Origin of the sequence: Paenibacillus sp. VTT E-133280 (assembly GCF_002264385.1) — a bacterium.
GTDB classification, from domain to species: Bacteria; Bacillota; Bacilli; order Paenibacillales; family Paenibacillaceae; genus Paenibacillus_AQ; species Paenibacillus_AQ nitricinens.
On the sequence record NZ_NFUX01000116.1, the window covers coordinates 1 to 11,677 of the forward strand.

The 11,677-nt window shown below is 39.7% G+C and carries 16 protein-coding genes and 1 tRNA gene; 10 read left to right on the forward strand and 7 right to left on the reverse strand.

Annotated elements, in window-relative coordinates; translation table 11 throughout:
• Positions 1–47: 47 nt before the first annotated feature.
• Positions 48–197, reverse strand: coding sequence for a hypothetical protein (locus CA600_RS31420; RefSeq protein WP_179281775.1), 150 nt, complete (start codon positions 195–197; stop codon positions 48–50).
• A 149-nt stretch (positions 198–346) separates the two neighbouring features.
• On the opposite strand from CA600_RS31420, the gene CA600_RS29345 reads away from it, so the two are divergent.
• The 8 genes from CA600_RS29345 to CA600_RS29375 all read left to right on the forward strand — a co-directional run bounded on the left by CA600_RS29345 (position 347) and on the right by CA600_RS29375 (position 5,373).
• Positions 347–523, forward strand: coding sequence for a YjfB family protein (locus tag CA600_RS29345; protein ID WP_094874632.1), 177 nt, complete (start codon positions 347–349; stop codon positions 521–523).
• Between the two features lie 149 nt (positions 524–672).
• The gene (locus tag CA600_RS29350; RefSeq protein WP_094874642.1) at positions 673–1,206 is read left to right on the forward strand and encodes an ImmA/IrrE family metallo-endopeptidase; all 534 of its coding nucleotides are present in this window, start codon (positions 673–675) and stop codon (positions 1,204–1,206) included.
• A 74-nt stretch (positions 1,207–1,280) separates the two neighbouring features.
• Positions 1,281–1,442 carry a hypothetical protein gene (locus CA600_RS31425; RefSeq protein WP_170880221.1) on the forward strand — a complete coding sequence of 54 codons (162 nt, stop codon included), beginning with the start codon at positions 1,281–1,283 and terminating at the stop codon, positions 1,440–1,442.
• A gap of 369 nt (positions 1,443–1,811) precedes the next feature.
• On the forward strand, positions 1,812–2,144 hold the full coding sequence (locus CA600_RS29355; RefSeq protein WP_094874633.1) for a hypothetical protein: 333 nt from the start codon (positions 1,812–1,814) through the stop codon (positions 2,142–2,144).
• A 177-nt stretch (positions 2,145–2,321) separates the two neighbouring features.
• Complete coding sequence (locus CA600_RS29360; RefSeq protein WP_094874634.1) at positions 2,322–2,816, forward strand: RNA polymerase sigma factor; 495 nt, start codon at positions 2,322–2,324, stop codon at positions 2,814–2,816.
• The gene (locus tag CA600_RS29365) at positions 2,813–3,802 is read left to right on the forward strand and encodes a hypothetical protein (RefSeq protein WP_094874635.1); all 990 of its coding nucleotides are present in this window, start codon (positions 2,813–2,815) and stop codon (positions 3,800–3,802) included. The genes CA600_RS29360 and CA600_RS29365 overlap by 4 nt, the downstream gene beginning before the upstream one ends.
• A gap of 281 nt (positions 3,803–4,083) precedes the next feature.
• The gene (locus CA600_RS29370) at positions 4,084–4,431 is read left to right on the forward strand and encodes a hypothetical protein (RefSeq protein ID WP_094874636.1); all 348 of its coding nucleotides are present in this window, start codon (positions 4,084–4,086) and stop codon (positions 4,429–4,431) included.
• A 417-nt stretch (positions 4,432–4,848) separates the two neighbouring features.
• On the forward strand, positions 4,849–5,373 hold the full coding sequence (locus tag CA600_RS29375) for a hypothetical protein (protein ID WP_094874637.1): 525 nt from the start codon (positions 4,849–4,851) through the stop codon (positions 5,371–5,373).
• A 234-nt stretch (positions 5,374–5,607) separates the two neighbouring features.
• On the opposite strand, the gene CA600_RS29380 is transcribed toward CA600_RS29375, so the two are convergent.
• The 5 genes from CA600_RS29380 to CA600_RS29395 form a co-directional block, all read right to left on the reverse strand.
• Positions 5,608–6,225 (reverse strand): restriction endonuclease, encoded by a 618-nt coding sequence (locus CA600_RS29380; protein WP_094874643.1) that lies wholly within the window; start codon positions 6,223–6,225, stop codon positions 5,608–5,610.
• Between the two features lie 237 nt (positions 6,226–6,462).
• Complete coding sequence (locus CA600_RS29385) at positions 6,463–7,794, reverse strand: serine hydrolase domain-containing protein (protein WP_094874638.1); 1,332 nt, start codon at positions 7,792–7,794, stop codon at positions 6,463–6,465.
• 310 nt (positions 7,795–8,104) lie between these two features.
• Entirely contained in the window at positions 8,105–8,239 is a 135-nt protein-coding gene (locus tag CA600_RS32000; protein WP_256990061.1) for a hypothetical protein, read from the reverse strand.
• 28 nt (positions 8,240–8,267) lie between these two features.
• A complete protein-coding gene (locus CA600_RS29390; RefSeq protein ID WP_094874639.1) occupies positions 8,268–8,894 on the reverse strand; it encodes a type 1 glutamine amidotransferase family protein in 627 nt (208 codons plus the stop codon).
• 113 nt (positions 8,895–9,007) lie between these two features.
• Positions 9,008–9,970 carry a helix-turn-helix transcriptional regulator gene (locus CA600_RS29395; protein ID WP_094874640.1) on the reverse strand — a complete coding sequence of 321 codons (963 nt, stop codon included), beginning with the start codon at positions 9,968–9,970 and terminating at the stop codon, positions 9,008–9,010.
• A gap of 570 nt (positions 9,971–10,540) precedes the next feature.
• On the opposite strand from CA600_RS29395, the gene CA600_RS29400 reads away from it, so the two are divergent.
• Together CA600_RS29400 and CA600_RS29405 are read left to right on the forward strand one after the other, a co-directional pair.
• The gene (locus CA600_RS29400) at positions 10,541–10,732 is read left to right on the forward strand and encodes a hypothetical protein (protein ID WP_094874641.1); all 192 of its coding nucleotides are present in this window, start codon (positions 10,541–10,543) and stop codon (positions 10,730–10,732) included.
• Between the two features lie 115 nt (positions 10,733–10,847).
• Entirely contained in the window at positions 10,848–11,096 is a 249-nt protein-coding gene (locus tag CA600_RS29405) for a DUF3951 domain-containing protein (protein WP_179281776.1), read from the forward strand.
• 437 nt (positions 11,097–11,533) lie between these two features.
• On the opposite strand, the gene CA600_RS29415 is transcribed toward CA600_RS29405, so the two are convergent.
• Positions 11,534–11,607: transfer RNA gene (locus tag CA600_RS29415), tRNA-Ile, on the reverse strand.
• Between the last annotated feature and the right edge of the window lie 70 nt (positions 11,608–11,677).

Sequence of the window (11,677 nt, forward strand, 5' to 3'; positions counted from 1 at the left end):
AGCCCCATCCGGTATACCGGATGGGGCTACAATGTGCATCAGCTAGCTTAGAATAAGCAAGCTTTAGTGATGATAACCAGCAAGATGAAGAGTACCAGAATAGCTCCTGTTGAAGTCCAAGGGCTACACACCGGACCTACTGCTGCTGGGCTTACTACCGGACCTACGTTACATCCACAACCATGTTCAAATCCCATTTTCAATTCCTCCTAATGATTAATGACTACAGCATAAGATATGTAAAAAGGAGATAAGCCGTTTGGGCGAATTGGCAAACAAATGCTATTCACCTAATGAATTAGGTAGGTGCAGTCGATAAACAGGATATACACAAAGGAGGTGCAATATGGATATAGCCGCGTTATCAGTAGCAATGAGCCAGGCATCCTTAGCTCAAAATGTAGGAATACAAGTCATGAATATTGCCAAAAATCAGGCTGAAACCCAGAGTCAGACGATGGTGGAAATGCTGGGCAAAAGCGTTGCTCCGAATTTAGGAAAAACACTTGATATTAGTGTTTAATTGCATTATGCTAAGGACACACAAGAACACTCGTTCTTATGTGTCCTTATATTTTTACCCTACATAGCCCCTTGGGCTTTTCTTTTGTCTTATTATACGAACATACGATCCTATAATCGATTCTGAATGAGGTGAATGATGTGAATAACATGAAATCCTATTATCAAATGACTGCGCTGGAGAAGTGGACGGAAGATTTATACAAGCGTCTGAACCTTACTCAGCCTTCGCAAATTTCGATTGCTTATATTGCAGAACGGCTTAATATTTGGGTTCATTATTTGGATGTAAGAAGCAAGAGCATCGAAGCATCAGCGGGGATGTACACCATGTTTATTGACAACCGGCTTCCAGCCAGTCTGCAGCGGCTAGAGTTTCTCCATGAGCTCTGTCACCTGCTCCGCCATGGTACGGATCAAATATTGATGCCAGAACATTTCACGCGGGCACAGGAGGATGAATCTGAGCGATTTATTCTTTATGCAGCTATGCCCTACTCCATGATCTCCCGCATGACGTTGCCTGAGCAACGGGAAGATGCAATCAGCTATCTTGCAGCAGAATTTCAAGTACCAAACGAGCTGGCTTTACAGCGGATTGATCAAATTCAAAGACGTGTTTTTCAGGGGCAATTATTGGCCGTGATGGGAAGAAACGAAGAACGATTAACACATATTCAATAATGACTGCGGAGATAATAAGGGAGTCGCAATGAAGGACCATTATTATGGTGGAATTTCTCGCAAGGGGGATCGATATGGAAGCCATTAAAGTAATTGAATTATTGATGACTCATCCAGATTATAACGTAGATGCAGTGCACCCCGAAATTCCGGATTTTGTTGGGATCGAGTCGATTGAAGTGGATCATGAAACGGGAACCTTCTCCATTTTATTGCAAGAACCCAAAGACGACTGAAGCTGATTTGTGTAAGTTCATAATAAAAAGGCAGCAAGTATAGTATACCCAGGCAATTCTTTACCTACGCGGGTTTAACTATCGGCGGGAAATTTGCTGCCTTATTTGTAATAAAACTCTGTTAGGCGGATACAAACTGAATCACACCAATAAGAGTTAGAATGAGGAACATACCCACAACTCCCCAAATAATAAACCATAAAATTCGGAGACCTGGTAGCTTGGGACTAGCATGATTCTCTTTTCTTCTTGTTGCATCATTTTCTTCCTCCCTTCTAATGTGTAAATTACAAGATACAATAGATATGACATACCAGTCACAATATATTATCTTATAATATATACATTTTAGCTAAATGGAGGGAATTAATGAAGAAAAGAACAAAAATAATTCTTATGACCTTCGTTATTATATATGGAGTCGCTTCTTTAGCGCTTCAGGCCTTCCGAAATCATATGGACAATGAAGTGATTCATTATTTGGTAGCCACGAGAGATTATAAAAATGAAGATCTTTATAAAGTACACACCCAGATTAGTAAGGCTCCCGTCGTAAGTACAACGGTGATTTTTGCAGATGAACCTAACGCAAGATACTTTTATCGAAAAGAGAAGGATCGGATTTATCAATATAGCATGGCTCTTGTAAAAGGGTTTGATCCAAAATATACATATAAACATAGTGAGGAGACCCTCCCGTAAAGGGGAACTTCTATTATAAAGGTGCGATTGTCTCAGCAGTCATGATATGGCTGCTGGGCTATCGCGCCTTTTTTTTTGATTCTAACCCTTGATCTAGACGCTAACAAATTCTCTCAGGAACATAATGTGACCAAATGCCGTCCTAAATGGTGTTAAAGGTAAAGGGGGCATAGAATCATGCAACGATCCATGACCCGGCCGGGAAATCATGTGATAAAGAGTTACGAAATCTACGCAGATATGCTGTTCCGGATTGCTTTGGTCCATTTAGGCAGCCGCCAAGATGCCGAAGAAGCCACTCAGGATACCTTCATCAAACTGATAGAAAAAGCACCAAAGTTCAAAGACGCTGAACATCAGAAAGCATGGCTGATCCGGGTAATCACCAATCATTGTAAAACATTACTAGGCAGAGGCTGGCGCAAGCGCGAGGTCAAACTGGAAAATGCTGAGCCGATTTCGTTAGACACCCCCGAGGATTTGTCTCTGCTGCAGTTAGTTATGGCGATGCCTATGAAGTATAAAACCGTAATCCATCTTTATTATTACGAGGACTATCCCATCCAGGAAATCAGCAAAATTCTGCAGATTAGTCAGTCTGCCGTAAAGATGAGACTTCAGCGGGGACGGCAACTGTTAAAACTGGAGCTGGAAGGAGTGGAATCACAATGAAAGAAGATCAGTTTCGAACATTATACAAGAAAGCGGTGGATTCTATGAAACCAGGTGAAGAGATGAAAAAAGAATTGATCGACAAACTGGAGCAACAGCAGGAGCGGAAGCGTCCGCGCAAGACGGTTTATATCGCGGCAAGTATCATCCTCGCCGCCGGGATCGGCTTAGCTGCACCTAATATATGGCAGCAGTTAAATAACCAGAGTACTCAGGGGCAAATCGCTCAGGTAACTCCAGGTCCAAAGCAACCAGACAATTCTGGCACAAATGCGTCCGGAGGCATTGTCATTCCCAAGCTGGAACTTCCGGATACCAAATCTGGCGTTATGGCAGATATGATCGCTCTAGTCGTATATAAAGATAACATTTATACACAGTCTGCGACTCGAATCAACGCAGCCGATGCTGCCGCTCTGCGCGGTGACAAGCTTGGTCGTACTACAGGTGGCATCGATGAATGGAGCGGTAAAGACAAATATATTGAGTTAGCTTCTAACATCGGAGAAACGGATATCTATTCCGTAAAGGGCTATGATTCCGATTTCTTGATTATGTCCTATTCGGAAATCAACGGCGAGGTATTCGCCGAACTATATGAGCATACAAACGGGATCACTGTAAACAGCGGCGCTGATCTATTTGGCAAGCTAAATATTGAAGGCCGAATTACTTCCGCACAATGGGAAAGCTTCGACAGTTGGAACAACGGACAGCAGCAGTACACACCGCTCGCTGACGACGAGGCGCTTAATGGCTTCTTGAAGGCACTCCAAGCAGCCAAACCGCTGGCAGCAGAGCCTCTTATCGCGCAAGGCATCTACGACAGCGAAGACCGCAAGGTTCTCTATCTCCAGCTGGAAGACAACGCCCGGGTAGAGCTGACGCTGTTTGGTCAAGGGCTAGTACATTACGGCCAGGCACCTGTATTCTTCGAAGTCGAGTCCGGGGCATTCCAGCAGCTATGGGATAGTATGAAACCATAAGGATGATGGTCGAAAACCGAGAGTACAGCGATTGAGACAACAATTTGTGACAACTTTTCGGACGCTATACCCATTAGAGAAGTCTAGCTGGATACAAAAAAAGAGACGCTGTTGCAAAACCATTTCATGGCTTTGCAGCAGCGCCTTTTTGTGTTAGCTGTATGGTTTGCATTGCACCATGCCAGAATATCAGGTTCTATATAAAAATCCATATATCGCCAAAAGTTTTTGTGTAGTAGAATGATTTTGTCGATTATATATGTTTAAGAAGGAGTGATTAGATGGGTGCAAAAAATAAAGTGATAGCTGGTGACTATGAAGGTAAAGTAATAATGTCTACTCTTGGAATTGTAAATTTGCACACTGGTTTTTTAAAAACAATCACAATAGACAAAAACACTGTAGAGGATTATGAAATTATGGACGAAACTCATTCCAAAAGTGCTGTGAGTGCTGTGGGAAGAGGATTAGTGGGAGGATTTCTACTAGGACCTGTTGGTTTGCTCGCTGGCCTTTCAGCTAAGAGCAAAGGCGTTCATATCATTGCAGTTCAGTTCAAGGATGGAAAGAAGAGTTTAATAGAGATAGACGAAAAAATTTACAAAGCTTTTTTGAAGAATTGTTTTTAGTGAAAGTACATAGTGTAAAGGGGCCGCCGTTGTAGGTTAATCCTATGATGGCTTTTTTACATATTCAATTTTGCTATGATAATTTCGCTATGATAACCAGACTCAAAAAAAGGAACGACCACCTTTTACTACTGCTCATAACACTGGAACTATTGCAAATCTACTCCTTCAGAAGATTTGAGCAACAAAGGACAAAAAAATATATTATTAAGTCTATTATTTCAACACTACTCTCCTTTGAGGCTCGTTAAATCATTTTTAATAAAAAAGAAGCAGATGCGGCTGCGAGATTGGCGGGTGGTGGTAATACACCTAGGTCCAGAGGTAACTTACGGTCAGCTTCCAGGTAGTTTTTACTACGCCCATTATCATACGCATAATAGAGCTGGAGGACATTCTTTCTTTTAAGGAGATATAATGCTAAAACAATTAGATAAGAATTTCAAAGTATCTGGTCTACCATCAAAGTACACCTTAGACCAAGCAGGACAGTTACTTCAAAAAAATTACAATGCAATTGAACTAAGTAAAAATGATTTTAAAAATCTACAAAATGATCCAGACGCAAAGTACGACCACATTGCTAAGTGCTATAAAATAGTGGACACAACATTACTTTATTCAATTTACACCCCGGATGAGAAACAGGATTTGTCTGAAATGATCTTATATCTTAATAGTTTGGTTAACGATAATAGAGGATCGTCAGAAAATTCTGAAAGTGAACTTATGTGGAAAGATATACAAGAAGGAAGACGAATCAATATTGTACTAGAAAGTGTAGATAACAACTCTATATCTTCATTTACTATGCAAGGTCTGTCTCAAAAAATTCTGAATGATTTAATTATATTAAAGGGTATTCCAAATGAATATTGTGAACTGGGCAATCCTCATTATGAATATTACCTGAATGTACTGCATAATGAAGGGAAAATATAATGAACATTTCACTGAACTTAATTTCAGTACTAAATTAATCATATATAAAAGATCCCCCGTTAAGGTTGACGGGGATTTTTTATATACGATTATGCCAAACTTCTTTGAAGATTTTCTTCATTACAGTACTCCTATGTATTAAATTACCTGATCTCATTTTCTCCGCTTCATGTATTTCTGTATTGAAAATCTTCATTGTTCATCATTATAAAAACTCCTTGTACTCAGAACTATCTATTTCTTCGCAACCCATCGTTTTTCAACTTTGAAGTCCTTCTTAATTACTTTATTGCTATTCATGTAATTATCCCATGACTCCAGTATAATCCTGGGCTCTGACTCAAGGATATCCTTCGCTTTATCAATCTGCCCTGACTTGAAAAAGTTTATAATTTCTATAAGGTCACTTCTACTATGTAATCTTACGGCGTTATAACTAGCAAGCTCTTCACACGCAGAGGTATATTGATTTGAGGATATTATCATGGACTTCTTTGCCTTGTAATATCTCATGGAACTATAGACCTCTTGAACAGCTCCTAACCCTACTGGATAGGAATAACGCTTTGCCTGAACGACATTTCGAACCCCCTCCCCGTCTGTAAACACTAAGTCAGATCCAAAATCTCTGCCTCTTCTCGTTTTATATGTATCACTATAACCCATGGCCAAAAATAAACGATACAGATATTCTATAAAGCCAGTTCCGTCTTCCATTTGGTCTATGTCCTGGATCGTAATCTTAAGTGGATCAATTACTATATTTTGGGAAGGACAGCTCTTCTTCCTTGATAAAACTTTAAATACAAAAACAGCAGTAATGATAGCAAGAATAACCAACAAAATTATCATTTTTGTCAACCAGCAACCCCCATTAATATAAGAACCTCGCCAATGCCGGCGAGGTTTTTCCAAATTGCAATGCCATTACTTCCAAACCCTATAACCTTAATATAAATTATTTGGAACATTATGTATATATTATCAGTAATAAAAAGTCCTAGACTACTGTTGGTTTATTGAACTAACATTTCCCGTTAGTTGAACGATCCGAACACCAAATGAATTTGAGCTTTTGTTGTTAACCAACTACAACATTGCCTGAAATTCCTGTAACCTACTAGAAATTGAGATACTATCAGGAAATATTGCAGAGGCACAATTCAGAATTCGGAAGGCGTCTTCCTTATGGCCACCCCACGTTAATGCTTCAGTGATTCGTATAAATTCAAATTCCATTAAATAGTGTTTATCTTGTTCCATCCTCATGATGCGGTGATATTCTTCCATCGCATTGTCTACTCCATTAGATACAGCTAAAGCTGCAACTTTTTGAGCAATAGATCGCTTGATGTGGGTAATGTTCGAACCAAGCAATAGATCCAGAATTGGATAGAGAGCGCTCCCCAGCCAAACATAGTCGCAATTGGTCATAATAGAAACCGCAATATTTTCATCGGGAAGAAGGAACAGATTGCTCAAAAAACCGGTATCCCATCCTGAATGCGAGGTGATACGCAAACCCTTATATTCTCCCAGAAACCAGCCTAATCCAATCTGTGCATTTTCTTGACCGTAACTAGTTGTTGTATGTGGCTTCCACATTTCATCATAGCTGCCGGATTGTAATAATTGATAGCCATTTCCTGCAGTTCCGCGGTTTTGATGCATTAGCAGATATCGGCACATATCTCCAGCATTAGTATATAAGGTTGAACTGGGGCCATGTGCCCTGTTGTACGGAAACACATCACTAACATAGCCACCATAACCATTGGAAGTACCCAAAATATGAGGTGCAGCTAGATGAGTTTCAATTTCCAGTTTCAGAAATGAACTGGACCGCATTCCAATTGGTGTAAGAATGTTGTTTTTCATATATTCCTCAAAGCTCATTCCGCTAACTTTTGCGATCATGTCTCCCAAAATTTCATATCCGATATTACTATAGGCAAAGTTATCGCCAGGCTCGCTCAATAACTTGTGACGATAAACACCTTTTACATATCTTTCAAGACTTTGCTCATCATATTCTGGACGGTCCCATCCGTAATCTTCTTCATCCGGCATCCCCGAGGTATGGCTCATAAGCTGCCTTATTGAAAGAATGCGAAATCGCTCGTCCTCCATCTTAAAATACGGTAGATAATGGGTTATCGGTGAATCTAGATCTACTTTGCCACGCTCAACTAATTGCATGATGGCTGTAGCAACGAAGGTTTTAGAAACTGAGGCTTGGTGAAATAAGGTACTCCTGATAAGGGGATCACCTGTCGATACATTTGCTGTTCCATATTCACCAGTAAATAAAATCTGGTTGTCCCTCACTATTCCGACTGCTAAACCTGGAATCTGTTCATTTTCTACGAAATCTGCTAGCATTTCATGTAACAAACTCCCTATATTCAGATCATTAATCAATTTAACCCCCCAAAAATATTCGGCATCAAACTGTTAAATTCCCTTTAGTAATAGGTTTATTTTACCATAATGCCAATGCTTTTTTTGGTAGAGAATGATTATACTTATTTATGTATCCTGCCCCTTAGCTTAGTGCCCTTGACAATCTAGTATCTTTTTCCCGTGTTTATCAAGACCTAGATTTTAGGAAAGTCAGATATAATAAAGGGTTCCACATATTATACATGACTAATATGTGGAACCCTTTATGCTTAATTATCGTACTCCGTTAGAATTCCTGTGGAACGAATATTTTAAGTCACATTGTTACTCATGTGGCATCTTGTCCATATCCATATCCATATACAACACACTGTTCTAAATGGTGTAATAGATGTAAAGTCTTTGGATGTTCCATTCTAGTATATTTACCTGACACTCCCATATCTTTTATGCTTTCAGTCATTTTTACTCCTCCTTAAATGCTGATACCTTCATTGTGTTGAATTCATCAACTCATAGTAATATTTAGAATCATTAGTCTTATTAAGGCTATACCAGGCGTCTAATGTTTTTGGAGAAAACACATCCAAAGCTTTCAAGATGTGTGCAGAAAATTCCAACGGAGCTATTCCAGATGCTGTGATCAGTTTTCCATCAGTTACAGCAGACTCCATTTTGTAATACTTTTCTCCTGTATAAGTGGGACAGATCATTTTAAGGTATTCCAGATCATTGCTTGTATGCCCACGTGAATTCAGCAATCCTGTCTGGGCAAGTCCCATTGTAGCACCACAAATCGCTGCAACCCATATACCTTCCCTTAAACACCTCTCAGCAATTTTTAAGAGGGGGTGGTGAATGGTTTCTGTCCATGTATCTCCACCGGGTAAAATCAATAGATCTGATCTTTCAATGCTGCACTCATCCAATTTGATGTCAGGCAGTATTGTAAGTCCGCCCATTGTAGTTACTGGAGTCTTATCAATTCCCACGGTAACTATTTTTGATGGGGCCAGCCCCTTTTTATAATATCTTCCCGAGTTCAGTTCGGCAGTTAAGTAGCCTATTTCCCAGTCTGCCATTGTGTCAAACACATAAAGATATACCGTATTATTCATTTGCAAGTTCTCCTTATTTTACAATTCATCAAGTGATACCAACCATCCATCGGTAATCAATGATTATCATCATTATAAAATAGCTTCACTGACATCCCCTGTCAGTGAAGCTATTAAAGTTGATAATATTCCATTAACTCCGACACAAGAACAACAAGTTTTTCCTTCAAACTCTGTGGTTCAATTACTTGAATGGATTTCCCGTAGGATAAGAGAAATGAAGGAACATAGGTATGAATTGATGTTTCCTCAAGTAAAAAGATTGCTTGATTTGATGTACGCTCTTTCAGATGATGCCCCAAAAACCAATGCAGGCATAAGTCATCCAACGCCTCTGACCTACCTTCGATAATTAAAGCAATTAACCCGTCCTTGCCGACTAAATCAGGTAATAGATTTTGCAAAAAAAATTCCCGAGCCAAAAAAGCTTCGGAACGCTTAAATATGTTTTGAGTACGCTTGATTTGTAAAATCCGTTCTACCCGAAAGCTGCGGATCTCATTTCTCAGGTGGCAGAATGCAACAATATACCATTTATTGTTCCAGTAAACCATTCCATAGGGATCTATCATCCTAGTCTTGTGTTGATCATCACGGCGTGTGCGATAATCAATTTCTACAGAGAATTCGTTTGCTACAGCTTGCTCCAATTCCACCAATACTGGCTGAATAGAAGGGTCTCCCATACGGTTTATAACTTCAAATCCGGCTAAATGACGGCTGAGAACACTTTCCTGTTCCTGATTCGAATACATTTTCAATTTGGATGTCGCATTACCTAATGCCTCACTCAAAGGGTATCCGGATTCTTTTGCAAAAACAGCAGCATGAAGAAGTGCTTTTTTTTCTTCAATATCAAATAGCAGAGGTGCTCTGATAAAATTATTCAGCAAGCTATACCCGCCATTATGACCAGTGTCGGATATTATAGGCACTCCACTGGCACCTAGCGCATCAATATACCGATAGACTGTCCTTATATTTATTTCTAGCTTTTCGGATATTTGTTTTGCGGTCATTTTAACGCCCGAATTCAGCATCCATAGGATTGCCAGCATATTATCGTTTTTTGGCATCACATATACCTCATCTTTTATTAGGATCTCTCTAAATTATTAGCTTTGCGAATCGCTTGCATCCCTTTATTCATCAATCTTTCAGTCTTTCAATCCTCACGTAGCATTTAATGTGTGTCGACTCCCGTAACTTAAACAACAATCTGCAATTTTTAACATTGCTGCTTTTACTCTCAACTCAACTTTCTGCTTACCACAACTTGTGATACAGTTCACCGAGTATGATCTTAAACTATGCTGCCCGTTACCCAAAAAGTGAGACTGCTTGCTTGTTCGGCTAGATGTTTCCGGTTCATTACGACCACATAGATGATTTGCTTCACCGCATCCTTCCCTTACAACTCCTTGCCTCGCAGCTGCAGCAGTCCACCTATCGAACACTCACGGTTGCAGTAACCATTATCCGAGAAAATATACTGCCAAACTCTCTCATGAGTTCCACGCAATTTCGAAAACTACCACGCCCGATCCATATCCTCTCACCCCTTAATAGATTGGTATATTTACTACTGGAACTATAATTGGAACTAACCGTATTAAATGTAAAATTCTTTATGGAGGATGGTTATTATGAATCAAGAAAACTTAACTTGTAAAACTTGTGGAAGTACTACCTTTACTAAAGGTGAAGTGAACGCTGTAGATGCTAGAGTAATCCCGATCGGTAAAACTTTTTCTTTTGGCTCCCCGGTTATATATACATTTTGTAAAAAGTGCGGAGAAGTAGCCTCAATTAGAATTAAAAATCCCGATAAATTTTGAACCCTATAAACTGCCTCTTTAGCATCAAATCTCAGTCGAATGATTATTCCTCACAAACCTAAATATTGTAAATATTAACATTTAATCATAAAATCAAACAAAGGCGGTGTTAACAATGAACTTAGTACAATTTATGTTGTTTGGAATAGGAGCCATTTTCTATCTCTCATTAGGAATCATCATTGTCAAGATATTACTTACAAGAAAATTACCAAGTAATAATTACACTCCATTTGACTACATCACGGCCCATTCTCAATTTGAGTTTCACGATGAGAAAAAAGAAATAGAAGAGAATGCAGACCATGGTGATGATAAGGACAAAAACATCATTTCGTTATCAAAACGAACTTCGCTTCCCTAATGCGCAATATGCGTCGACGGCGTAGCAACTCAGTTTTAACCTCCTGCTAGTGAACCGACTGTACTTGTGCGAAAAGCAAGAGTCAAAAAAATTAGATTCCACCATCAGCGACAGCGACATACACATCCATCATTCTAGTTGGCGATCGGAATAAATCCAAAAGTAGCTGCGGAACGACTGGCGACTGGGTATGACTCCAGCGATGTTCAACGAACGATATTCACACCTACTCCCGATCATGCAAGAAGAAGCCGTTGACAAATAGAAGCGGAACTGCAAAAATACGCTGAAAAACAACTCGAACCTGTGGATAAATCATTCCCGTTAGCAAATCCGTTAGCAAACTTAAAATCCCGGCCTTTCCCCATCCTATTTTCTTTATATCACTAATCCTACAGACAGCAAAAAACCCTTACAAAGTAAGGGTTTTTGATAAGTGGGCCCTGAGGGACTCGAACCCCCGACCAATCGGTTATGAGCCGACCGCTCTAACCAACTGAGCTAAGGGCCCGGATCTAAAAATATCCGAATGTACAATTGCTGTTGTAAATAAATTGGTTGCGGGGGCAGGATTTGAACCT